The following is a 24575-nucleotide window of genomic DNA, read 5'->3' as shown; positions in this document are numbered from 1 at the left end:
ATGGACGCAGATGGATTTACGCTTGTGCAAGATAACCAGTTTTTTGTGTATGTTTTTTGTAGGTTGCTATAATACAAAAAACTGAGTTTTTTATGGATCAAAATTCTACAGAGCGAACAGTTCCGGTGTCGCTTTCTGAAAAACCGGAGCGTTCGGTTCTTACTGCCCGTGCAGTTGCTGCTTCCATCGCTGTCGCTTCTGCCCATGGCATTCGAGTTGAAGACCCCCATGTACTGCATAATACTTATTCGGTGCGAGTCCATCTGCGCCCCGCGCCAGTGGTCGCCCGGATCGGTACGATCGCTCCCATATTGCGCTCGCCTATTGAGTCTTGGTGGGCACGCGAACTCTGTGTAACTGAGTTTCTGGCAGCCCAAGGTGCTCCAGTGGTTGCACCTAGCGACCTCTTACCGCCAAGCCCCCACGAACACGATGGTTTTATGATGAGCTTTTGGCGCTACTTTCCACCTGTCTCTGACACTTTACCAGAGCCTGCAATCGTCGGGCGAATGCTTGCCGATTTGCATACCGTTCTGCGGGATTATCCTGGCGAACTACCACTTTTGACACCTCTTAACGATATTCGACGCGGGCTTGAGCGTCTGAAACAGGTTGGTAACATTCTTCCTGAAAGCGATCTGACACTGCTACAAGAAACTTACGATCGCCTGCTGCCTGAGTTAGATAACTCTGTTGGTTCATTGCAACCACTGCATGGAGATTCTCACGCATTCAATTTAATCCACACTTCAGAAGGGCTGTTGTGGAACGATTTTGAGGACACTTGTATGGGTTCTATCGCTTGGGACTTAATCAACCTTAACAATGAAGGCATCTCAGCCTATCCTAACGCTCCCGACTTTGGAAAGCTAGAGCCGTACCATAAGATGCGGCAGTTACACGCTGTTGTTTGGGTATATGCACTGCTGCCAGAGTTACCGAATTGGGTTGAACCTGCTAAAGTCATACTCGATAACTTGCGTGCTACAGAAATTGCTGATGGCAAACGTGCTTGAGCAAGTCACCACCTTTATGGATACTCTAGAGGGATTTTGATGTTAATTACCGAGTCATAAGAATGCCGCGCACCCCAGCCGAAAAGGCTCGCATCCGCCGCGCCACCACCGAACAAATTCTTAAGGCGGCAATGAGTTTGTTCTGCGAGAAGGGCGATCGCTCAACATCGATTGAGGATGTTGCCAAGCAAGCGCAAATCTCTAAAGGATTGCTGTATCACTATTTTAAGGGCAAAGAGGATTTGCTGTCAGCGATCGTTGATATCTGTATCTAATGATGTGTTACTAGACTGCTTGAGGGTTGGTACAATCTTCCTATTCCTCTCCCCTCAAAACATTAATTCCTCTTGTCTTCTAAAAATCAGCGAACCGACAGTCAATACCTATTAGGTAGGACTAACAGCCAACAATAAATTTTACTTGCATCAAGAGATAAATTCTTGTTTAATTTACAATAAGTATAGTTTCAGACAGGGAGCAAGGGTAGATGGCTGCACCACTTCATACTTCTTGGTATACTTCATTTTTTAAATTTTTCACTAAAAAAAATCAAAATACAAAGAAAAAGCCATCCCCTAGTAATAGGAAAAGCCGCCGTCAAGTAGCTGTAACACTGGGAATAACGTTTTTCATTGTTGGCGGTATAGCTTATTTGGAAAATATTCTGAAAGATGAGAAACCGCAGTCGGCAAATCCGGCTAACAGCAAGGCTAAAAATCCTCAAATAATTGAATTTATTGAAGCATACAATCAAAATGAAGCCAGAAACGAAGAAAATAAAAAATGCAAATATAAATTTAATATCTTAACTTGGCTTATTTGTCCTCTGTCCGATTCTAAGTTATTAGGACAAGTTCAAAATATTGGAGTGCTTTCCGCAGCGATTTTATATTTCTGGGATACTTTTGACAGAAAGAAACAATTAGAACGTCAAGCTTGGCAGTTAATTGATGGTGCCCAAGGTTCAGAAACAAGTGGCGCAAGAAAACAAGCAATTGAGGATTTGTATGAAGAAGGTGCAGATATTACAGGACTGGATGCAGATGGCGCAGACTTACGAGGAATAGACTTAAGTGGTGCTGATTTAACAAGAGCAAGTTTTAAAAATGCCATCTTAGAAGAAGCTAATTTTCAAGGAGCAAATCTCAGAGGTGCTAATTTTGCTGGAGCAAATTTACAAGGAGCAGATTTGAGAGGTGCTAATTTAATTGAAGCTAATCTTACAGGTGCAAATTTACAGCGATTATATAAACGTAATACAAACGAGCAAGAAATAGAAATTACAACAAAATTGCAAGGTGCAAAATTGCGTAGGGCTAAATTAAATAAAACTACATTATACTATACAAAATTCGGGGAATTTAACGGGAAAAACACTGATTTAAGCCATGCTTTCTTTAGGAAAGCGAATATTCTTAATGCCGATTTTAGAAATGCTAATATCGAGGGCGCTCATTTTGGCGGTGCGAAAACAGGTTATGATGAATTAGACATAAAAATTATTTGTCAAGCTGCTAATTACAAAAAAGCATTATATTCACAAAGTTTTTTGAATAAGTATCCAAAAGAAAATTTTCAATTAGATAAAGAGTATAAAGAAACACTATCAAGTCATAACAGTAACCCCACAGATTTAACATTATCAAAATTCTCGCATCTATTAGATTTGATTCTTGCGGAATCTACAGAAAATACAAGCCAAGATTCTGATGAGAAGAACCATGTCATTAATGCAATAATAAGTTTGAAAAGCAAATTAAATGAATTAGAAGCTTTATTCGATTCTGCTTCACAAGAAATATCATCAGAAGAAACTATCGATAATAAAGCAAAAGAAGAGGAAGAAAACTTGAATTTTCTAGAAAGGGAGCTTGAAGAGATAACTAGATATATAGCGAAAAAAAAGAAGAATAATAGCGAAAATCTAGAGACCGAGAATCAATAAACTATATGAGGCAGTTTTATTAAGTCCCTTGGAGGCGGGAACAGGGAACGGGGAACGCGGAATAGGGAAAAAACTAGACCCGAAGCAAGGTTTTAAACCTCGGCCTTCGTAGGCGAAAAATTCCTTGTATCCTTTGGAAGGAGGAAACCCTGCCCCTTGTGGGGGACGTGCGTTTCACTGTTCCCTGTTCCCCGTTCCCCGTTCCCTTTCATTCCTGACAAAATTTTAACAATTCTTGATACCTCTGAAATTCTTCAATTAAACTATTCTGGATTAGTAATTGTCGAATTTCAGGACAGTCATTTTTATCACACCCTTTTCGTAGAAAATCTTCTAACTTATCTATATCATTTACGATCTCTGAACGTTTCCTTTCAATATTTTTGGCTAGATCATCCCTTTTTTTTGCTAATTCTTCTTTCTTCTTAAAATTTTCTATTGCGCTTTTCTGTTGGTCAATACATTGCTGTTGTAAATTGAGGCATTTTTGAGCTTTACTTTTTTCGCCCATCTTCTCCAAAGTTAAAGCCTCTTTGTAAGATTTGTCAGCTAACTCTTTTGCCTTAGCTGCATTTCTTTTATGGTTTTCTGCTTCATTTATAAGCTCACTAACAGAATTTTTTAATTGTTTTAGAATCTCTAAATACTTAGTTGTCATCTCTTTAACATCAATAAAGTTGAAATGAAAAAATCAAAAATTACCTGAACTAAAATCAGCCGATTGACTGACATCATTTCCGTCAATCGATTGTATTTAAAATATCTATTATTAAATGATTTACACGTAATAAATCAATGTCCAGAAATAGCTGATTGGTGAAGCTAGTATTAAATTTACCATACTCTTTCGGTTATTTATTTGTTCTAATGCACTTTTTTATTTACATATTATGTGTATTAAAACTAACTTAACTTGAGATTGAAAACGTTTATGATAACAAATTCAATACATTCCTATAGCTATTAAGTAGCTAAAATAGAATTCGTGCAATTAAACTGTTCTTTTTGCTTTTGCATAATTTTAAAAGGCTTGAGAAGAAACAATTAGCTGAGTAAAACTATTTCTGATAAAATTCTATATTTTGACGCATCTAAAGTCACTTCCATAAACTAGGAAGGAAATAAGTCTTATGTAAATTTGGTCTTTTCTGTCTTGTGCTGAGTTTTTATCAAGCAAAAACTTGTCATCTGTGTTACACGCATTTGCGGAAACAAGATGTCAGGTTGTATCTCATGCTACAAAAGAAGACACAAAAGCAATGCATTGAACTTTTAGAAAAAATTCGTTGGGATGGAGTGCCAATATGTCCCTATTGTGGTTCTACTAATTCCACCAAAATTAAGAAAGAAAACAGGTACCATTGTAATAGCTGTTTTAATTCTTACAGCGTTACTGTGAATACATTGTTTCACAAGACTCATGTGGATTTATCTAAGTGGTTTACTGCTATTAGCTTAGTTCTCAAGTCTCAAAAAAATATTACTGTTCTTGAACTAGCTGCTAAAATTCAAGTCAATAAAAATACAGCTTCTTACATGATTACCCGTATCTGTAAAGCAATGTCTGAGGAACCAGAGTTACTTCAGAAACTCTTAGATTGCGATATTGATTAACTTTGATAAAAGCCTAAATTCAGAAAATAGCTAATTTCAGGGGGGTAGATTTCACATATACCATCTTGGATATTTAGCTGATTTAGCTAGAAGGCAAAAGCACGCTTATCTGAAAGTAGAAGAGGAACAAACAAGCGTCCTGGACATGGAGCCGATCGCATTCTTTTCACCAACATAGGAGCGATCGGCTTTACTCTCCGGCTAATTTAAGAGCTTCTGCGTACAATTGTTCACGAATCCAGAAGCCGTTAGCAATTAAATCGTCTAATAATGGCTGTATCAACTTCACCAATATCTAAATTTTTTTGTAAAGTTTGAAGCAAAGTAATATTGGCAACAGAACGAGTTTCAATCCAGTTGACAGACTGAATCGCCAAAACAGCAGGGTCTGTCTCACCAGAATTAAGAAGTTCCCGATAAACTGCTGTTGGTATAATTACAGTGCTGTAAAGTTGTTGCAATAATTCTAATTGACCGATAGCAGCCAAATTACTAATAGGTGAGGTGTCACTAACTACAATCATCGCCAATTATTTGCTTCGGTGACTTTTTACATCCTCTCTGAGCTCGCTAATATCGTAATGAAGAGGAATTTGGCGACTTGCAAGTAAGCGTTGAAACTGGAGTTGATTCATTTTCGCAAAACGGCTTGCTTGACCTAAAGTAAATTTTTCCTTTTGAAACAGCATAACTGCAATTTCAGTTAATAACTCAGACTCAGACATTTGGGTTGTTTGCAATACTTCATCTGGAATGATAATACTCATACCTTTTGGGATTAATGAAAAATTCTAAATACTAGGATAGCTGATTAAAATAGGATATTATGTTGATGTTTTTAACATATCCACAGAATTTTCCTTTGGATAAAGTTAAAGCTCAAACGATCGCAAAGTGTTGTGAATAAGTGAATGCGCTTACTACAGTTTGAGGGAACAGGCAGTACAAAACTTGCTGACAGCTTCGGCAAAGTACTGGTTTTGCTCCATTAATGCCATGTGTCCGCCTGGTTTGATAGTGACTTTTTCAGCACGAGGTAATTCGGCTTCCATGCGATCGCTTGCTACGGGTTTAGTTGCTATATCTGTTGCGCCACAAACAACCAAAACAGGAACGTTAATTTTCGCCAGTGTCTCTGTTTCCTCATATTTAAACATTGCCAATGTACCACGAGCTAGAACTCCAGGCGAACCTAATGCTGATAGTATCGCTGCAAAATTGAGTTGACCGCGTGTTTCTGTACCTGTAAATCCAGATAATTCCACGCTAATATACAGCAAACCATTGAGATATGAAAGCCAAGTCATCAACCATAGAATCGGTGACAGCACGATCGTGAGGTACAACAGAGGTTCAAGTAGTGGCTTTTGCAATTTACGTATCAAACCGCTAAAAATACAAGTCTTGACTGGATTGGTGTAGGTAGTATCTACAAGGACTAAGCCAGCTACCTTTCGCCCCAAATGCTCTGGAAACAACCTACAGAATGTTAGGTTAATCATGCCACCCATACTGTGTCCCAGCAAGATAACTGGCTTATCCCCTGCTATGGCAACAACAGCTTCTAAATCGCGGGCATATTTCTCAAGGGAGTAATCGTTATTTTTTGGTCTAGCGGATTTTCCCAACCCAGGCAAGTCCCAAACAATCACTCGGAAGCGATCGCTCAGTTGTCGTTTAGCATAGTACCACACAGTACTGTTCGGTCCCCAACCGTGTGAGAGAATAATCGGTGGCGCATCTTCATCTCCATAAAACTCCACTTGCAATACGCTACCATCCGGTCGTGACACACGCTTAACGGTTTGGCTGCGGATAAATTTTGGTTCTTCTACTCCACGACGACGTAGTAGAGGCAAACCGATAAAACGACCGCCAAAAGACCACAAAACCATTGCCAGCCCTGCCACTAAGTATGAAGTTCCCACCAATTCTCGTTCATACCACTCATAAAGAATGTAGATTCCCCCAGCGAGAACCCCAATCGATAGCAGTTCAACTAACCATAGGAGCAGGAAATTGAGAGGCATGAACACCATGAGCCTAAACCTTACGAGCTGCGTTATCTTTTAGGTTCATACCATAGTGGCAATCATTTAATTTTCCATCGCCAGAATGATTTATAAGCTGTTCTTAGGGCGATCGCAATTTAATGAATCGCGTTGTTTACTGGTTCGTCATTCTGCCTTTTAGCAAAAGATAAATAGAACCAGGTAACCAAAAACCCAAAACTATTGCCAAACGCGAAGTGACTCCTATCCAGTTGAGGTTGCGCTCTTGAAAACTACTATATATCGAGAAAACACACGACACAACACCGATTGCACCGATGATTCGTAACGTAATAGGATGACTTTGATGATATTCCCAGTATAATCCATACAGTTCTACTCATCACCACTCTCCCACAGGAAGGTAACTGTGTACGCCATCCTCTATTTAATTCTTGAGGACTGTAGTAGTAGTATTCCCATAAATTCAACCCTTATAATAGGCGCTCAATTTCGCATATAAAACTTAATATTATTTGAAGAATAAATAAGGTAATATTCCCACTACAATACCTAAAGATGCAGTCACAGCAGTCGCTAAACGTGCTTGTAATTTACCATTTTTATACTGAAAATTCTGCAATAGGAGAGCAGTGCTACCAGCCACTGACCAAATCATAATTATGAAGCTGAAAAAGAGAGAATGAGTTGCTTCTAATGTTCCCATTTCCACTTGGGCGGTACTGACTAACCAAATTCCATTTAGCATTCCAGAAATAACTATAATCTTATCTTGTGCTTCTTGAAAAATACCAGTTTTTATAAGAAATATAATAGATATCGGTAAACTGATGGCAAGGACAATAAAAGCTCCTATTATCAATGTATTAAACATACTACTTAAAAGAATAAGAGACATTATAATTTCTATACTAAGAAGTACACATATCAAGTAGCAACCAATTCTGTAAGGTTTCACTCCTAGAAAATTCACTTTATTCTGAATATAAAAATTTGTCAGTTTACGAGCAAAAATATAAAAAATTATGCTAACAGATAGACCTAAGATTAAGAAAGAGGGATTTAAAATAGAAGTTAAACATAAAGTACCGCCAACTCCAGAAAGAACTCCTGCACCAGCCAGAATCCCATTCCATGCAAGTTTTTTAGGTATTAAACTGGTTATTACTAAATTGATTGCAAGTGATAGAAATTCAAAACCAACTAAATTATTGAGGGAGTTCCGTGTGAAAAATCCAATAGTTAAACTTATTAAAAAGCACCAAAATAAACAAAAGCATACACAAGAAAAAGTATTATTTTTTACGTTTATGAGTGCCATGGATTTAAATGACTAGTAGATGAGGTCATATCAGAGTGGCTAATTATCAAAGCGGTCAGTCTAGCGTTAATTTAAGTAAGTCGGCGCAAATCATCGTTACTGGTTCGTAGTCGCGGTGCATGCGTTCGCCGCCTTTGCGTGCCGCAGGCATAAACAGCGCAACTACAAGCCAAATATAGAGATTTTACTTTTCGTTACTTAGGTTGTTTTTTTCTCGCTGACTTACTTAGACAATTGGCATAAGCGATCGGCAGAAATTAACCTTGATTGAAAATTTAACCCATTATTTAAATTTTTCTACTGTAAATTCTACTGATTCTACTGAAAATCTCAGTGTTTAGCTTGGGGATGAAAAAATCAGTATACCTTTTGCTTCACCAAAGTGTGCTTGGAGGGAAACTCTCTTGGCAACTTCTCTCTGTACTCTGCTTTTTTTCAAATTAGCAAACACTATTGACTTTGTTAAGCTAAGTAAAGCTTTTTTAAGTTTTACCATGATTTGATTGAACTATATGGCGGTACTGATATCTTTAAAAAACATACCTTAGAAGCAGAGGTTTAAAAAAATGAACGGTTCAAATACTCCAAATCCAATCGGTGTATCAGTTGCAATGGGAGCTTTGGTTGTGCTGACAAGTGCTGGAATCATTACCATCATGAGCCTCTTCTAGGGCAAAAATTTTAAATTTAATAAAAAAACTTTATAAAAACCCCTCCAAAATATGAGAGGGGTTTTTAAATTTGGTAACAAAATTTAAGATATTGGGGATTGGGACAAGGGAGACAAGGTAGACAAGGAGGACAAGGTAAAAATTTTTCCTTTGTCTACTCCTAGATTCAACTTGAGCAAAAATTGGGCGGAGATTGAACAGTAATTGACATGGTAACTGAGCAAAACAGTGGGACAAACTACAAACAGTTGGGAAGCAACAAGCAACAAACACCAATAGCAACGTTGACTGACTAACACTGAAAACCAAACACAAAATACATTCAATTGAGGTTACAACCATGTCTAATCCTATGATGCAATCCAATTCTTAGTAGATTTGTCCATTGAACAAGAAGAAACGATCGCTGAGGTTCTCAGTATTACTATGATTAGTGGTATCAAATTAAACTATTTATTCAAGACTGGATTCTCCGAACAAAAACTAGCAACTGTTTCTAGGGAGTAAGTCTAATCGTCCGATGCGCTCCAAGCCTATTAAACAAGTGCTATTAGTAACTGCTCGATCGTTCAAAGGTTAATCTCCTGTTCTAACTCTTCAGCAGGGTAATTGATGACTGGAACACCCATTTTGCCAAGCAACTCAATAAATGTGCGCTTACTATAACCTGCTAACTTTGCTGCTTGTCCTAGCGACAGTTTTTCTGTTTCAAACAGTTTCACAGATAGAAGCAACCGTGCTTCCTCAATAGAAATATTTGAGGGGAGTTCTACTTTTAGTTGATTCATGTCTTTATCTCTTAACTTTACTTTTATACCAGGGTAGAGCACGACTACTAACCATAGCAGATTACAATTGAATCAGGTACAGAGCTATCCGCATTCATCCGCTTGTCTAAGAGCAGAAAATGGTAGCAAGATTTTAAGGGATTGAGGATTGGGTAGACATGGGAGACAAGGGGGACAAGGAGGACAAAGCAAAAATTTCTGCTAAAAATCTCTTAGAAGAAAAACAACAGGCATTGAAAGTTGCTCAACTTAATTTACAACGCGCTGAAACGGCAATCAACCCCAGCGACGCAAGTGTCACCGTAGCAATGGAAAGCATCCGCCAAGCATCCGCCAAGGGAAAAGCAACCCTCGCTGCTTTAAATAAAGAAAGACAGACATTACTACAACAAAGATTAGAACAACAAAAACAACGCGATCGCATCCAAAAACAATGGAAGGAAAAGCAGATATCATCTCGCGACAAGAAACAGTTCTAAAATTTATTCTTCGTAAAATGCTATTAATTTATAATATTTAAAACCGCAGATGCACGCAGACGGACGCAGATAATTGTTCCAAAAAAATCCGCGTTCATCTGCGTTCATCTGCGGTTCAAAATAAAAATAATATGACTCCCCATGCTTGTCTTCACTAAACAAAAATATCAGTGCGTGTCACAAGTGAGCCGTCATCTTAAAGCAGGAATAACACGAGTAGCAGACCTTCTCTGGCAAAGAGAGATTAATTGATGAGATTAAGTAGAGCGAAGGTAACGTCGGCGCAACGTAAAACCAGCTCCAATTAAGCCAATACCAACTAGTGTCCCTACTCCGGTTTCCGGTTCTGGAACAACTTTAATAGTACCAGTCACTAACGCCTGTCCTCTTATGGGATCGTTTGGATTTGGACTGATTGTGTCGTTCTCAAAAAAGTCTAGTATGCCAGTAGCACCGCTGAATATACCCTCCCCGCCAGTGATAATTAAAGAACCAGAGCCTGACCCTCTGAGGTTTACAAAGTCAATTAAAGCGGTAGCACTAGCGGTTCCAGATACCTTGTTAGCACCGCTACCACTAAATTCAATAAAGCCTTCTGGGAAGCCCTCTAAGCCGATCGCTGTTGGATCGGTGTTAAAGGTGAACAAGCCAGTAGAGAAGTCAGTTAGGGCGTAAACTAAACCGTTATATTCGGTGAGTCCATATGGTGCATCTGTACTTACCGCCCGTTCAATTGCTCGTGAAAATTTCTCGTTAATCGGCTCAACAGCGATTGTTACGTCGTAATTACCACTAAATGGGAAGAGAGTCTGTGCGATCGCCTTCTCGTTCCCCGAGCCAAAACTGAGTAAAGTCAAAGCTGCAGGAACAAGCCATGCAGCGTAAGAGCGAAGTACCGTTAGCATTGCTGAATATTACCTATATTAAAAATCAAGCTTTCTCTGGTCATCTTGCAGATTTTTGGTCTCATACACTTTTTGAAAGCAGCATGAGTCACTTCATCTTCAAGTGAATTTTTATGTAAAATATATTACTTGTTGCCTGTCGAGAACAGTATACAGTACATGAAATTGCAGCAACAATGAAAAAATTGTCGATCCGTTTGATGTATCTTTAGAGCAGTGTTCGCAGCTTACCTGTGAGTCAGCGCTTCAAGCCGTCTGCGATATCGTGAAGCATCAGCCAGTTACAAAATCCACTATCGCAAAGTTTTTCTGAAGGGCGATCGCTACTATAGGAACAAACTTATCTCGAGAAGCATCTGTTATGGGAAATAGCTTTTGATATACATCGGTATCTGGCTAAGTCAGTCAGGTACCATCCTGGTTAAGCGCAAGTCATGGTAATGTTTACATCAACGACTCCCTCCTATAGAAGAAGTATTAAAAAATTCTTTGCTACTATCGCGTTCTTTGCCCCAATATTAGTAGCGCTTCCGAGTTATGCTGAAAAACCAGAACACGTTAAACAGCTAACGGAAACTAACAGATGTTCTAAATGCGATCTTAGCTACACTAACTTCAGCCGTAAAAATCTCGTTCGTGCTGACCTCTATGATGCTAATTTAACAAGTGCAGACTTAAGCGGTACAGACTTAAGTGGTGCCGATTTGAGATATACTGAGTTAAAAAGTACACAGTTATCCCGTGCAAATCTCTCTCGCACTGACTTGAGTGGAGCTAATTTAAGTAATGCCGATCTTAGTGGTGCTAACTTAAGTGGTGCAGATCTTAGAAATGCCGATTTAAGCAATACAAATTTAAGTAATGCTGATCTCCGTGGTGTCAATCTTAGTGGAGTGACTCTCACTAATGCGGATCTTCGGGGCGTGCGGTTGGATAATGTCAACCTCAATGGGGTTAGTTTTGATGGGGTGAACTTGAGTGGCGTAGATTTAAGGAATGTGAATCTTATTGGCGTGTCTCTCAATGGTGTTAACCTCAATCGAGCTAACTTGGAGAGTGTTAACTTGAGAGGCGTACAGTTGAAAAATGCTAATCTTACTTATGCCAACTTCCGCCGTGCGGATTTGAGTAATGCCAACTTGCAAGGAAGTAACTTGCAGTATGCCAATCTTGATAACTCTGACTTGAGTGGCGCACAACTGGCGGGGGTGAATTTTAGGGGTGCAACTCTGCTTGACGCGGATTTTAGAGGTGCTAATTTAGACAGCGCTCAGTTACCAAGTGATGGTTTTATTGCTGAGGCTCCTGATTATACCCGATGGGGGGATAATCGTTATAAAAAGAGCGATTATAAGAATGCGATCGCTTACTACAATCGTGCAATTGAAGTCAATCCCAAGTTTGCGGAAGCTTACACCAGTCGCGGTCTTGCTAAGAGTCGTTTGGCAGACAATGAAGGTGCGATCGCCGATTACAATAAAGCCATAGAAGTTGACCCCAAGTATGCTAGAGCATACAACAGCCGGGGATTGACGCGCCTCGACCAAAAAGACTACCCAGCTGCTTTAGCTGATTTTAACAAAGCGATCGCTTTAAACCCTAAATATGCCGAGGCATATAGCGGGCGAGCAACTATTTACCGCATTCAGAAAGACTATGCGGCGGTGATTGCGGATGCTTCTGAGGCTATTCGCCTCAATCCTAAATTATCTGAGGCATACAATAACAGAGGTGTGGCTCAGTATGCCCTGAAAAACTACACCGCAGCAATTAAAGATTTTGACAAAGCTATTGATAATTCTAACAATTGGGCTTGGGCGTATTTCAATCGCGGGCTGAGCCGCCAAGCTTTGGAAGATTACAAGGACGCAACCAAAGATTTTGATAGGGCGATCGAGCTAGATAGTGATTATACTGAAGCGTATTATCAACGAAGTGTTGCCCGCTTTGCTCGCAAGAAGTATGATGATGCAATTAAGGATTGCGATCGGGCGATCGAACGCAATCCCAAGTACGCAGAAGCGTATGAAAACAAGGGGAATTCCCTGTTAGCTTTGAAAAAAGCATCTGAAGCCAAGGAAGCTTTTCAGCAGGCTGCAAAAATCTACAATCAGCGCAATGACGCTAGTGGTATAGAGAGGGTGCAACAACTGATTGCAGGGTTGTAATTATGTAACCGTTCAGGGGGGTGATTGATTGAACTACAGATAGCCCCCTAGGAAGCAAAGCGATCGCTGACACTCAAGAATGAGTATCTTAGCATCACCCTTCACATTTACCAAAGTACAAGTACTTTGGTATGGGAAAACCCGATGATAAGAAACTTAGACATCAAGAAAAACTTATGTTAAAGTACTTGTACATTGATTCTGGAGGCTTTAAACTATGTACAAGTAGTTTGATAATAAAGGTAAGGACATATGTACTTACTGCTAGAAGAAATGAGAAAGCGGAAAAACGCTACATACAGACTAGATTCTTTAATTATTGAGAAAATAACCGAACACGCGACAAAAAATAATATGTCAGCTAATAGCTGGTTAGAAGATTATTTATTTAATTCTCTGAAAGCTATGGGTATCATTGATGCAAATGAACAACCTTTAGGTGAAACTAGAGGAGGAGATAGAAAAAGTAAGGAGATTAAATAATGAAAACAGAACACGAAAGACAAGAAATAATCAAAGCTATCAACGTACTGCTAAATCAAGCTTATGACTGTACCTTAGATGAAATACTCGCACTCTTACAAAACATTGAAGATGAAGAGGATGAAGAGGATTTAAAATCTGTTAAAGAAGCCAGAGAAGAGATCCGCTTACACGGTACATTCTCTTGGGAAGAAATTAAAAAAGAAATTGCTGAAGAGAGAAAACAAGACGTGGCTTAATTGATGACTTACACAGTTGAATTCTCTCCTAGTGCAAGAAAGATGTTTCAGAAATTACCTCAAGACTTGCAAGACCGTATACAGCCAAAAATAGATGCTTTAGCCACAGAACCTCGCCCTAGTGGGATGAAAAAGTTGAAAGGCGAAGAAAATACCTACCGAATTAAAATTGGAAGTTATCGAGTAGTTTATGAAATAGAAGACGATGTATTGTTAGTTACTGTTATCAAAGTGGCTGGTCGGGGAGAAGTCTATAAAAATAAAAGTTGATAAATAAAATCAAGCAAATAAAAACTAAAAGTATGTCCATTTAGGCTCCAACATACACCAATATTTCTACTTCTTTTTTTCTCAGCCCTCTTTAAGTAATTTTCAAGGCTGGCTGGTATTTCGCGATCGCCTCGTGATATCCTTCCCTAGTTCACTTTTTCTCTAACTACTGTGCTTCTGTAACCAGTTGTACTCCCTGTGGTTACAATATCACACAGCTGTACAACCTGCCAATTCCTCTGAACTTCTAGAGGTAATATCAAGAGCAACTAATTTTAGTACCTGACGAAAAGTCTCCCAATCATAAACTGATAAAAGTTCGATGACTTCTTTGACTATTACTCCTATTCTAGGCAAAAATATTTAATTAAAGATTACGCGCAAAATTCTTCCTGAATTTGAAATTCATATATAGTACTGATCTTTGCTAAGATTGTTTTTTAGTTAGTATTATCAAGTACAAATACTCATATAATCTGTGTTTTTAAGGTTGAAATTATAAAAAAGCTATTGTTTTAAGTTAAAAAGAATTTGTAAGGGTTAAAATTATAAAATTAAATTTATGTAAAGTTATTCAATTGAGGCAATGCGATTAATTTTGTACAGCAAGCCGGGATGTCATTTGTGTGAGGGTTTGCAAGAAAAGTTGGAACAAATTGTGGAGAAGCAAAGTATTGCTTCTCTAGAATTGGAAATTCGGGATATTACGACTCGTGACGATTGGTTTCAAGCGTATCAATACGAGGTTCCAGTACTTTTTTTTGTAAACCGCAGAGGCGCAGAGGGCGCAGAGGAAGAGGGGAGGGAGGAGCCGTTACCTCGCCCTTCTCCTAGAGCGACGGTGCAGCAGTTGGAAAAAACGCTTCAGAAGTATCTTTAGAAGTGTTCGTAGTTGCGCTTTAGCGCATGCATCTTAACTACAAATATAATACAAGTATTTATCCTGACATGATATGACACGCTCTTCCTACGATCGATTTGTCAAAAGCTATTTCAAAGAGTTATTGCACCCTCTGGGTTCGATACAGATAGCTCGCCGATTATCAGAGTATGTGGAGATAGATGTTTGGTTTGTACCTCATGAATCACCACCTGTAGCAGATGTTACAAAGTTGGGCTTATTGGGTCGATTTGCTGCTAAGGCTGCAATTTTTGAAACTTTCCGTGATGAACCGGATGAGATGGACGTTTCTAACTCTCTGCTGAAGTTATTAAAAATGATTGACAAATTTGAGCGTCAGCCAAGCGAAAACCAGCAACAGGTTGAAGAAACCAATTTACCCAGACTGTGGGTTCTGACACCAACGGCTTCTTCTGAATTGATCGAAGGATTTAGGGCGAGACCTAAAAAGAGGCAATGGTCACCTGGGGTATACTTTTTAGCAAAATCTTTCCGGTCAGCAATAGTGGCAATTGACGAGTTACCTGAAACCGAAAAAACACTTTGGTTAAGAATTTTGGGCAAGGGGAAAGTTCGGCAGCAGGCGATTGACGAACTTATGGCACTCCCAGAGGACGAGCCGTTACGCTCTAAGGTGTTGGAGTTATTAACAGTGACCAGTGACCAGTGACCAGTACTGTACAGCAATTGGAGAAATTGCTCCAGAATTATCTTAAGAAAATTTGGTGACAGTTTTTGAGGAGTTGGTAATTTGCTTGCCATTTCCAACCCCTTATATATCATTTCCGGTAGCACAACCATGCGGAAAACTTTCTTAATTTCTTAGCGCCTTAGCGCCTTTGCGTGAGTTTTACTCAGGGTATATAAGCGGACATGATATTAATTGAAAAATGTATTCCTTCTCAATCAGATTTACTTTTGATTTCTTCAGTAAGTGTTGTTGTCCATTGAGAAACTTCTTCTGCTGTCAGATTCCCTGCAGGCTGAAGTCTTGCATCTTTATATCCCCACTGTTCTACATCAATGAGATACTGTAATGGTGAGAGTAGTGTCCCCTGACAAAGTTTTTCGTTTGGGGGGGGATTGTTAATTTCATCTTGCAACCGCTTGGATAATTCTTGCATCACCCAGTTTGGTATGCGCGATCGCTCTGCTGGGTAGATAAAGCCAAAAAGAATCAAATGGCTGAAGAGAACTCGCCAGTCTGAGCCAAAGCAATGAAGCAGGTATGACCAATCTAAATCTTCAGCACAAGTGAGAAGTACGTGGGCAACATCTGCTCCGTCATAGCGATCGCGAGCCATGATGAAGGACTTTGACCATAATAGGTCTTCAGGCGAACAAATTTGGACGGGGATGCCCAGCACTTCCACGCTGACAGCACGCTGAAACCAGCCATTATCAATTTCAGTAATACCATTAGCAGAGTTAAAGATAATATCAACAAAGTTTTCACCACAGAAAGCTTTTGCTAACCAGTGTTGTGAATGCACTTCAGTCTCACAACTTGCCGCAGATAGAACCTCCATAATTCGCTCTTTATCCTGTGGGCGAACGAAAATATCCAAATCCTTTGTCGGACGTGCAATACCGGTGTGGCGCTCAAAAGCAAATGCTCCTGCAACCAGAAATGGCACTTTAGACTCATTTAGGAGTTGAAGTGCTTGACAGTAAAAAGCGCGAGTTTGTGGATCGAGTTCAATTTGAGTGATTGTTTCAGTTTGCATATTCTTTATATTTGACTTCCCAGATTCTTTTAACCCCTCGTTTTTAGGTTTCTACCTAAAAATGAGGGGGACAAGTGAGTAAGTACTTAAGAACTCGATTGTCTTTGAAAACTCAAAATAAATCTTCAATCCGGAGAGCGAAGCAATAATCTGTAAAAATACTGATATATTTTCAAAATAAATGCTCCTATTGATGCATGAAAATCTACCCAGTAACTGCGCCATGATCTAATTAAGTTTAAGGGGAAAAACTGATGGCGACAACGAAGGATGTAGTGCGTATAGCAGCAGTAGGAGATATCCATTGTACCAAGACATCTCAGGGAGCCTTGCAACCCCTGTTTGAGCAAGCGAGCGAGCTTGCCGACGTGCTGTTGCTATGCGGCGATTTAACAGACTACGGGCAGCCCGAGGAAGCCTACGTCCTCGTCAAGGAGCTAGTATCTGCTAAAATTCCAACTATTGCTGTGTTTGGCAATCACGATTATGAATCTGGAAAGCAAGATGAGGTCAAACAAATTCTGACTGAAGCAGGTGTGCGGGTGCTTGATGGGGATGCTTGTGAGGTTAAGGGTGTTGGTTTTGCTGGGGTGAAGGGATTTGCTGGAGGCTTTGGTTCTAAGGCGTTAGGAGCTTGGGGTGAAGAAGCCATCAAGCACTTTGTCCATGAGGCAGTGGATGAAGCCTTAAAACTAGAATCCGCATTAGCGAGATTAGAAACTTCTCACCGCATTGCTGTACTTCACTATTCCCCAATCCAGGCTACCGTTGAGGGTGAACCGCCAGAAATTTTTCCATTTCTCGGTTCGAGTCGTCTTGAGGAACCACTCACCCGATATTCGGTGACTGCTGCTTTTCACGGTCACGCTCATAACGGTCATTTAGAGGGGCGAACTATAAGTAACATTCCGGTGTATAACGTATCCATGCCGCTTCTGAAGAAAAAGCTCCCCGACCAACCACCTTTTCACCTGTTAGAACTTGCAGTTGATGCAGGGGTTGTTAATGCCTAAGTGTTACTAATGTTGAAATAAACACAATACTGATGCCTCTTGTGGGGTAAGCATCCTTGCTCTGTCAAGGTGACTCATAAAATTTTGATTCAGTCGGCAATTTCTCATCTTTTTTCTCTGCGATCTCTGTGCCTCTGCGGTTTTAAAGTAATTTATTTAACCGCAGAGGCGCAGAGGACACAGAGGTAAGAGGTGAGAAAGCTATTAATTTCCTCAGTTTTCACCTAAATGAACCACACCGTTTGTAGGGGCGCAAGGCAAGAGCTTCCCTACGACTGTGGTCTATTTACCTGAAAACTGCTGTAAAATCCGAAAAACCTCCCAGCGCTAGTGAAGTAAACAATATAAAAATATCTACTCTTGGAAACTAGCGGTTACGGCGTATGTAATCTCACATCTCACTTCAAGTCACCTCAAGGGCGAATGGCAGCACTTCTCGAATGAAATCGAGTTGCTTTCTCCGTGCAAGTTCGCTTCTATTCGCTGTGAAATCGCAGTTGCCAAGGTAAAGCAATGGAAAAACAAATATACAAATATCCGCGTACTCATCATATTGAGGGTTCGCGATCGCAACCAGGAGATGAAGACCTCGATAGCATCCCCTTTTGTGCCATACAACACCAGTATGTAGTCGTCGAAGAAAAAGTAGATGGGGCTAATGCTGCTATTAGTTTCAGTGCTGATGGTCTAATCCAATTGCAAAGTCGGGGACACTATCTCACGGGGGGACAGAGGGAAAAGCATTTTAACTTGTTCAAACAGTGGGCAAATACCCATGCTGTTGCTTTTTGGCAGGTGTTGGGAACTCGCTATATTTTGTTTGGCGAATGGCTTTACGCCAAACATACTGTGTTTTACGACGCTTTGCCTCATTACTTTCTTGAGTACGATGTGCTGGATTTGGAAAAGCAACAATTTCTCAGTACGTCTAGCCGCAAGCAGTTATTGGCTGGGTTACCTTTGGTTTCGGTACCCGTGCTGTTTGCTGGGGAACTCTTATCTTACAAACAACTGATAGGATTGCTGGGTAATTCTCATTACCAAACTCCCCAACATTTAGAACGCTTTCAGGAACTTTGCCTGGAAAGGGGACTGGATGTGGAACGTTCTCTCAAACAAACTGACCAAACAAATCTTATGGAAGGTTTGTATATCAAGGTTGAACTGGGAGATACGGTGACTGCTCGCTATAAGTACGTTCGTTCCAGCTTTTTAACAACTATCAAGCAATCGGATGGTCATTGGCTCAACCGCCCCATCATACCTAATATTCTGCGTCCTGATGTCGATTTGTTCCAACCATGAATACCTCTGTTTCTTTAATATCTTGGTCGTTTCCTCACTGTCCTGATGAAACGAACTGGTCAATCGATTGGTCAGCGCTGGAATCTGAGTTTGACTGGCTCAGTGCTTTGGCTGACTGTCCTCAAGACCCCCGCTACCATGCTGAAGGTAATGTTCTGATACATACACGTTTGGTCTGTGAAGCATTAGTTGACTTACCTCAATGGCGTTCGCTACCTCCAAACGAACGTTCGGTCTTATTTGCTGCTGCTTTGCTACATGATGTTGCAAAACCTGTTGCCACTCAAATAGAAGAAGATGGTGCTATCTCCTCTAAAGGTCATGTCCTACAAGGAGCAAAAATGGCACAAGAAATTCTTTGGGATTTGAATGTTCCTTTGAGAGAACGGGAAGCAATTGTTGCTTTGGTAAAATTTGGTAGTTTGCCTTTGTGGTTTTGGGATAAGCCCAATCCAGAACGGTCTGTTATCAAAGCCAGTCAAATCATACGTTGCGATATGTTGGCAATGCTTGCTGAAGCAGATGTTCGGGGGCGTTACTGCAGTGACCAGGTGCAGTTATTTGAGCGTATTGAGTTTTTCCGCGAATTTTGTCAGGAAAATATGTGCTTGGAGCATCCGCGATTGTTTCCATCGGCTCACAGTCGGTTTGTTTATTTTCAAAAAGAAAATAGCTACCCAGATTATGATGCTTATGATGACACTCGCTTTCAGGTTGTTCTCATGTCGGGATTGCCTGGTTCTGGTAAGGATACTTGGATTCAGGAAAATTTGGCAGACTGGGAGGTTATTTCTTTGGATGAATTGCGAAAGACAATGGGTGTTGACCCAGATGATGACCAAGGCATTGTCACCAATCAAGCAAAAGCCATTGCTAAAGAATATTTGCGATCGCAACAATCTTTTGTGTGGAATGCAACGAACCTGAGCCGCCAGTTACGCGGGATGTTAATTCGCCTGTTTTCCAGTTATCAAGCCAGGGTTCGCATTGTTTACTTGGAAGCGCCTTGGGATGAGTTGTTGCACAGAAATCGCGAGCGAGACGCCATGGTACCTGAAAAAGTGCTTTACCGAATGAGGAACCGTTTGGAAGTTCCCAATATTATCGAAGCGCAACATGTGGATTGGATAACGCAATAAATTGACCGCTCCCTCTCTCGTTCCCAGGCTGAGCCTGGGAACGAGAAACCAGAACAAATTGCCCACGTTATACATAATCCGGTCTTTGCGTACCTGTTTGTACAATTATAAGTCCTAATGTATTAAATTAATGTACATGTATATTGCAAAGATTGCGGTCTTCTTTAACATTAGGATTATTCAGCAAATAATTATGCAGCCATTTGCAACCAAACTCCACTAAATTGTCTAAATTAAAATTCCATAAAATTATTCCTTTATTAGTAGCAGCAGCCAATATTTGATTGTCAGGGCTAAAGCTAAGGCTAGAAATTTTATTGCTTTGCCGTTCTAGAGTTACAAGTAGTTGACCTTCAAGGTTCCAAAGTTTGATTGTACCATCCCAATCAGCAGAAGCAATCATTTGACCATCAGAGGTAAAACTAACGTCGAAAACTTGATAGCTATGCCCCCTAAGAGTTCGGATTTCTTGACCGTTAATGCTCCACAGTTTAACCGTGTTGTCTGAACTAGCAGAAGCCATTATCTCGCCGTTAGGACTGAAACTAACTTTATTGATCGTACTACTATGCCCTTCAAGAGTTTTGAGTTCTTGACCGTCAATGCTCCAAAGTTTTATGGTTTTGTCAGAACCATCACTTCCTGAAGCAATCATCTTGCCGTCAGGGCTAAAACTCACACTCCATATCCCACCAGTATGTCCGGTGAAAGTAGCAATTTCCTGACCATCTTGATTCCAGAGTTTAGCTGTTTTATCATCACTTCCTGTCACAATTAACTGGTTGTTAGGACTAAAACAAACGCTTCTCACTGCTCCCGCGTGTCCAAAGAGAGTCTTAAGCACCTGTCCATCTTGACTCCAAAGTTTAACTGTTTTATCAAAACTGCCAGAGGCAATAAACTTGCCATCTGGACTGAAACTGAGGCTGGCAATACCATAGCTATGCCCAGAAAGGGTTTTCCTCTCAAGACTATTAAGCTTCCAAAGTTTGACCGTGTTCTTGACATCACTAGCGATCGTTTTTCCATCAGGACTAAAACAAACGCGGGTAGCCTCTTGACCGTTATCGCAAAGGATTGGGATTTTCTGTTGATGAAGGTTCCAGATTTTGACTGTGGAATCTTCACTAGCAGAAGCAATGGTGTTACCATCAGGATGAAAACTAACGCTTGTCAGTTCTGCTGTGTGCCCTTTAAGCGTCGCAATTTCCTGCCCGTTCAAACTCCACAGTTTAACTGTATTGTCTGAACTGCCAGACGCCAGTATACTGCTTCGTGGGCTAAAACTAACACTTGTGACCCCACTGCCATGTCCTTTTAGAGTTGCACGTGTCTCTCCGTTTAAACTCCAGATTTTTACTGTCTTATCTGAACTTGCAGAAGCAATTAACTTGCCATCAGGGCTAAAACTAATGCTGTAAACTGTCCCACCATGCGTTAGAGTTTTAATTAAAGTACCGTCAAGATTCCAAAGTTTGACTGTACCATCAAAACTGCTAGAGGCAAGTATTGTGCCGTCGGGGCTGAAACTGACACTACGGACAGTACTGCTATGCCCCTTAAGAGTTTTCAGTTCCCCACCGTCTTTGCTCCAGAGTTTGACTGTCGCATCCATACTTGTAGAAGCAATTATCTCACCATCAGGGCTAAAACTAACGCTCCATATCTGGTTTGTATGCCCCCTCAGGGTTGTCAGTTCCTGACCCTCAAGGTTCCAAAGTTTAATTGTATTGTCCCAGCCTGTGGAGGCAATAGTTTTACCATCAGGGCTGAAACTGTTGCTCAAGACTCCATCTTTATGTCCCTTGAAAGTTCTGAGTAAACGACCTTCTTGACTCCAAAGTTTGACCGTATTATCCCAACTTGCAGTAGCAATGACACTACCATCGGGGCTAAAACTGACACTCTGAACGGGACCGCTATGACCTTCCAATCGATTGCGCTCTCTGATACTGTAAATTATTCGCTGTAGGTTGATCGCAGTCTGCTTTATAGTTAGAGATTCTTGGGAAATTGCGTTTTCTGCCAGTAATTTTTGTAACTTTCTTCCAGCCTTGACTCCTGCAACTAGCGCTTCTAATTGTTGATTGGAACCAAAAAAAGCTTCCGAGCTTCTAGAGAGTGCGATCGCGTTTTGCTTTTCTGCTTCTACCCGACGTTCCTCAGAAATACGAAGTCGCTCCTTAGTTTCCTCAAGTTCATCATGTCTTTTCTGAATGCTCTGCTTGACAAATTCTATCTCTAGCTTATTCAACCAGTTGCCCTCAAATGCAGATTTTAAAACTTTTTCCAATACGGGAAGGCGAGGGTCGTTACTCCACAGATAATCTGAGCTGTGCTGTTGATTTTGCCAGTCATTAGCCGCAGGCGTCAGACGCTGACGCAGCACTAAACTTTCTTGCTGAGAATTTTTCCATTGCTGTAACTTATTCCAACCCCGTACTAGAGCATCGTGGGCTGGCTCTACATAAGCTTCATCTCCAATTTCTTTTCCCTCAACCAAAAGTCGTGCAGCCGAAAAACATTCAATAACAGTCTTCACGCGGTTATTTTCTTCTACACTTTCGTACACCAGTTCCGACTTCGGTACTCGTCGCCGCGCCAATTCACCACCCTCGACGGTAACCATTCGCAGCATCACCTGACGAACGGTATGTTCGTAAGCTGGGTCAACCTTCACTAAATTCCTGTATTCCTGAGTTGCTCTTTGCGTAAGCGAACCAGCAACACTACCGAGTTCAAAGTAATCAAACTCAGTTAAAGCACGGTCATCTCCACGCCGCTCTAAATACTTTAAGTACAGTTCACTAAGGGTAAATGAAAGTAAAGGTAGCGCTCCTGGCATTTGCACGACCTCGTTAATCAATCGCTCTACTAGATCGGGCGGGTTAAAATATAACACCCTCTCTACTGCTGGCTTTTCAATGACCTCACGTAGCTCATCTTGTGTCATTGGTCTAAGCAAAAATCTAGCATCCATCCATTGAGATGAGAAAGCAGAATTAAAAAACTGCGGTTCAAAGTCTGAACGTAAAGTTAAGACAATATATAATTGATTTGATTTAAGTGCTGCCTCCAGTGCTTTCAGGAATTGCTGGCGCTCCTGCTCGGAGTGACACATGGTAACTAACTCCTCAAACTGGTCAACAACCAGTAGCAGTTTTATCTGTGGGTGGGCATTGCTCCAAGCTGCCATATCAAGAGCGAATCTCCCAGTTTCCTGCCGTAAATCCTGACTATAAGCATCAATTGAGGCTGTGTCCTCTGGCGTTGCACCAAGAATCATTTGCAGATTTGCCCTTGCCAAAGCTGTCATCGGAAACTCACCAGGACGTATCGGTTCAAGGACTTGCCACTGATTCTCCACAGCATTTTCTAAATTCGGAATTAACCCCGCTTTCACCAGGCTTGACTTGCCAGTGCCGGAAGCCCCCAGAACGACTGTAAGTTGGTGCTTATTGACAAATGCACTCAAATCTTTTACTACCTCTTGCCTACCAAAAAACAGATGGCTGTGGGCTTTATCAAATGGTTTTAGTCCTCGATATGGATTATTCTCGCGGTTGAGTGGCGGTGCAGGTGGTAGGTTTAACTCATGACCGGGAACTAAAAAAATATATTCCCCTTTGTCGTGTTTACTGAGTTGAAACAACCCAGGAGTTTGGCGTTTGTAGAATTTTTCTGTGGTCGTTTCCAACTCATCACGCAAATAACTATACAATTCAGTTGCTGTAATCACTCCATCCCCAGCTGGTTTACCATTCTTAGCTGGTGGATTGGTGTCTGCACCACCATGCAACGCCCTCAAAAGTGCTGCAGCAAAAGGCGAGTGCTGGTCTACTGTTCCACGACAAGCTAAGAAATCTAAAGCTTTTTGGTCATGAGCCGCAGAAGTAATCACTTGCCACGCCCGGTCACTGATAAAGCGCTCATAGCGTTCTTTGTAGACAGTTTGAGAAGGGACAATGTCTCTTTTAAGGCTCGACCAACGGAATGCCCCAGCAAAACAGCAGTCTAGGATAGTCAGTAGATGTCGGCAGGGTAGTGAAACGAGGGCGTTGTGTAACTCCTGCATCAGTAGGTAGGTACTAATATTACCTGCATGAGCGTTATGGGGTATTAAGTATCCAGCTGGTCCTTCCTGACTTTCCAATGCATCTAAAGCAATACCGTGTCCAGCAAAGTAAAACAGCACTCTGTCATTCCCGCTGACCATCACTGTTTCACGCTCAAGAGGTATTTTCTGCATCTGAAAAGCTACAAGCAGTTGGATAAGTTCTTCCAGAGAAGCATCTTTGTCTAACAGTAACCGGACTTCATACTTGTAATCTTGTTTGAGAATCCGGGCGATTTCTGTTGCATCAGGCACAGCAGTCTCTAGCATTGGTATACCATTTGAGTAATTATTAATACCAACAATTACTGCTAGATTGCGTTGAAATTCATATTTAGATTTAGGCATGCATCAAGAGACGCTAGTAGGTTGACGGCAAGCAGTTTGGAATTACTATTAACTACAGATATTAGAGCGCTGTTTTCCGAAAAAATTTGAACAATGGCTTGTTTGCCACTTTTGTTC

General features: G+C 40.8%; 27 protein-coding genes. 16 read left to right on the top strand and 11 right to left on the bottom strand.

From position 1 onward, the window contains the following. The first annotated feature begins 92 nt into the window (after positions 1-92). From F7734_RS02990 to F7734_RS02980, 3 genes are all read left to right on the top strand, one after another. On the top strand, positions 93-1016 hold the full coding sequence (locus F7734_RS02990) for a phosphotransferase (protein ID WP_155743319.1): 924 nt from the start codon (positions 93-95) through the stop codon (positions 1014-1016). Between the two features lie 62 nt (positions 1017-1078). Beyond that, a complete protein-coding gene (locus tag F7734_RS02985; RefSeq protein ID WP_243146645.1) occupies positions 1079-1291 on the top strand; it encodes a helix-turn-helix domain-containing protein in 213 nt (70 codons plus the stop codon). A 212-nt stretch (positions 1292-1503) separates the two neighbouring features. After that, positions 1504-2961, top strand: a complete 1458-nt coding sequence (locus F7734_RS02980) for a pentapeptide repeat-containing protein (RefSeq protein WP_155743318.1) — start codon at positions 1504-1506, stop codon at positions 2959-2961. Positions 2962-3169: 208 nt separating this feature from the next. Here the strand turns inward: F7734_RS02980 and F7734_RS02975 are convergent, their stop codons facing one another. Next, positions 3170-3619, bottom strand: coding sequence for a hypothetical protein (locus F7734_RS02975; RefSeq protein WP_155743317.1), 450 nt, complete (start codon positions 3617-3619; stop codon positions 3170-3172). A gap of 575 nt (positions 3620-4194) precedes the next feature. On the opposite strand from F7734_RS02975, the gene F7734_RS02970 reads away from it, so the two are divergent. Then, positions 4195-4575: a transposase gene (locus F7734_RS02970; RefSeq protein ID WP_155743316.1), complete on the top strand. Its 381-nt coding sequence runs from the start codon at positions 4195-4197 to the stop codon at positions 4573-4575. Positions 4576-4765: 190 nt separating this feature from the next. Here F7734_RS02970 and F7734_RS63025 read toward each other — a convergent pair whose 3' ends face one another. From F7734_RS63025 to F7734_RS02950, 5 genes are all read right to left on the bottom strand, one after another. Next, positions 4766-4864, bottom strand: coding sequence for a DUF3368 domain-containing protein (locus F7734_RS63025; RefSeq protein WP_347566116.1), 99 nt, complete (start codon positions 4862-4864; stop codon positions 4766-4768). Beyond that, positions 4824-5099, bottom strand: a complete 276-nt coding sequence (locus tag F7734_RS02965; RefSeq protein ID WP_243146643.1) for a hypothetical protein — start codon at positions 5097-5099, stop codon at positions 4824-4826. Before F7734_RS02965 ends, F7734_RS63025 begins: the two co-directional genes overlap by 41 nt. Before the next feature lie 6 nt (positions 5100-5105). Beyond that, positions 5106-5342 (bottom strand): UPF0175 family protein, encoded by a 237-nt coding sequence (locus tag F7734_RS02960; RefSeq protein WP_155743315.1) that lies wholly within the window; start codon positions 5340-5342, stop codon positions 5106-5108. A gap of 153 nt (positions 5343-5495) precedes the next feature. Beyond that, positions 5496-6614: an alpha/beta hydrolase gene (locus F7734_RS02955; RefSeq protein WP_155743314.1), complete on the bottom strand. Its 1119-nt coding sequence runs from the start codon at positions 6612-6614 to the stop codon at positions 5496-5498. Positions 6615-7098: 484 nt separating this feature from the next. After that, complete coding sequence (locus tag F7734_RS02950; protein ID WP_155743313.1) at positions 7099-7485, bottom strand: hypothetical protein; 387 nt, start codon at positions 7483-7485, stop codon at positions 7099-7101. 127 nt (positions 7486-7612) lie between these two features. Between F7734_RS02950 and F7734_RS02945 the strand changes: the two genes are divergently transcribed. Next, a complete protein-coding gene (locus F7734_RS02945; RefSeq protein ID WP_155743312.1) occupies positions 7613-7924 on the top strand; it encodes a hypothetical protein in 312 nt (103 codons plus the stop codon). A gap of 1033 nt (positions 7925-8957) precedes the next feature. Beyond that, a complete protein-coding gene (locus F7734_RS65045; protein WP_279239653.1) occupies positions 8958-9086 on the top strand; it encodes a hypothetical protein in 129 nt (42 codons plus the stop codon). Positions 9087-9148: 62 nt separating this feature from the next. Here F7734_RS65045 and F7734_RS02935 read toward each other — a convergent pair whose 3' ends face one another. After that, on the bottom strand, positions 9149-9367 hold the full coding sequence (locus F7734_RS02935; RefSeq protein ID WP_155743311.1) for a UPF0175 family protein: 219 nt from the start codon (positions 9365-9367) through the stop codon (positions 9149-9151). A gap of 158 nt (positions 9368-9525) precedes the next feature. Here F7734_RS02935 and F7734_RS02930 point away from each other — a divergent pair, with 158 nt between their 5' ends. Then, the gene (locus F7734_RS02930) at positions 9526-9846 is read left to right on the top strand and encodes a hypothetical protein (RefSeq protein ID WP_155743310.1); all 321 of its coding nucleotides are present in this window, start codon (positions 9526-9528) and stop codon (positions 9844-9846) included. Positions 9847-10103: 257 nt separating this feature from the next. Here the strand turns inward: F7734_RS02930 and F7734_RS02925 are convergent, their stop codons facing one another. After that, the gene (locus tag F7734_RS02925; RefSeq protein ID WP_155743309.1) at positions 10104-10751 is read right to left on the bottom strand and encodes a PEP-CTERM sorting domain-containing protein; all 648 of its coding nucleotides are present in this window, start codon (positions 10749-10751) and stop codon (positions 10104-10106) included. Positions 10752-11191: 440 nt separating this feature from the next. Here F7734_RS02925 and F7734_RS02920 point away from each other — a divergent pair, with 440 nt between their 5' ends. The 4 genes from F7734_RS02920 (at position 11192) to F7734_RS02905 (ending at position 13911) form a co-directional block, all read left to right on the top strand. Continuing rightward, positions 11192-12919, top strand: a complete 1728-nt coding sequence (locus tag F7734_RS02920) for a pentapeptide repeat-containing protein (RefSeq protein ID WP_155743308.1) — start codon at positions 11192-11194, stop codon at positions 12917-12919. Between the two features lie 252 nt (positions 12920-13171). Beyond that, a complete protein-coding gene (locus tag F7734_RS02915; protein WP_155743307.1) occupies positions 13172-13402 on the top strand; it encodes a hypothetical protein in 231 nt (76 codons plus the stop codon). Then, positions 13402-13641, top strand: a complete 240-nt coding sequence (locus tag F7734_RS02910; RefSeq protein WP_017749546.1) for a hypothetical protein — start codon at positions 13402-13404, stop codon at positions 13639-13641. Before F7734_RS02915 ends, F7734_RS02910 begins: the two co-directional genes overlap by 1 nt. Before the next feature lie 3 nt (positions 13642-13644). Continuing rightward, positions 13645-13911, top strand: coding sequence for a type II toxin-antitoxin system RelE/ParE family toxin (locus F7734_RS02905; RefSeq protein WP_155743306.1), 267 nt, complete (start codon positions 13645-13647; stop codon positions 13909-13911). Positions 13912-14121: 210 nt separating this feature from the next. Here F7734_RS02905 and F7734_RS02900 read toward each other — a convergent pair whose 3' ends face one another. Next, positions 14122-14268 carry a hypothetical protein gene (locus tag F7734_RS02900; protein ID WP_155743305.1) on the bottom strand — a complete coding sequence of 49 codons (147 nt, stop codon included), beginning with the start codon at positions 14266-14268 and terminating at the stop codon, positions 14122-14124. A gap of 229 nt (positions 14269-14497) precedes the next feature. Between F7734_RS02900 and F7734_RS02895 the strand changes: the two genes are divergently transcribed. Continuing rightward, positions 14498-14791 carry a glutaredoxin family protein gene (locus tag F7734_RS02895; RefSeq protein WP_155743304.1) on the top strand — a complete coding sequence of 98 codons (294 nt, stop codon included), beginning with the start codon at positions 14498-14500 and terminating at the stop codon, positions 14789-14791. Between the two features lie 73 nt (positions 14792-14864). Further along, positions 14865-15482, top strand: coding sequence for a hypothetical protein (locus F7734_RS02890; protein WP_155743303.1), 618 nt, complete (start codon positions 14865-14867; stop codon positions 15480-15482). A gap of 232 nt (positions 15483-15714) precedes the next feature. Here the strand turns inward: F7734_RS02890 and F7734_RS02885 are convergent, their stop codons facing one another. Next, positions 15715-16539 (bottom strand): nucleotidyltransferase, encoded by an 825-nt coding sequence (locus tag F7734_RS02885; RefSeq protein ID WP_155743302.1) that lies wholly within the window; start codon positions 16537-16539, stop codon positions 15715-15717. Between the two features lie 254 nt (positions 16540-16793). Here F7734_RS02885 and F7734_RS02880 point away from each other — a divergent pair, with 254 nt between their 5' ends. From F7734_RS02880 to F7734_RS02870, 3 genes are all read left to right on the top strand, one after another. Further along, positions 16794-17552 carry a metallophosphoesterase gene (locus F7734_RS02880; RefSeq protein WP_155743301.1) on the top strand — a complete coding sequence of 253 codons (759 nt, stop codon included), beginning with the start codon at positions 16794-16796 and terminating at the stop codon, positions 17550-17552. Between the two features lie 513 nt (positions 17553-18065). After that, positions 18066-18857 carry an RNA ligase family protein gene (locus F7734_RS02875; RefSeq protein WP_155743300.1) on the top strand — a complete coding sequence of 264 codons (792 nt, stop codon included), beginning with the start codon at positions 18066-18068 and terminating at the stop codon, positions 18855-18857. Further along, positions 18854-19996: an AAA family ATPase gene (locus tag F7734_RS02870; protein WP_155743299.1), complete on the top strand. Its 1143-nt coding sequence runs from the start codon at positions 18854-18856 to the stop codon at positions 19994-19996. Before F7734_RS02875 ends, F7734_RS02870 begins: the two co-directional genes overlap by 4 nt. Positions 19997-20123: 127 nt before the next feature. Here the strand turns inward: F7734_RS02870 and F7734_RS02865 are convergent, their stop codons facing one another. Further along, on the bottom strand, positions 20124-24458 hold the full coding sequence (locus tag F7734_RS02865; RefSeq protein WP_155743298.1) for a caspase family protein: 4335 nt from the start codon (positions 24456-24458) through the stop codon (positions 20124-20126). Positions 24459-24575: the final 117 nt, after the last annotated feature.

It is taken from the genome of Scytonema sp. UIC 10036 (genome assembly GCF_009725235.1).
This window is presented reverse-complemented; position numbering and strand designations above follow the sequence as displayed.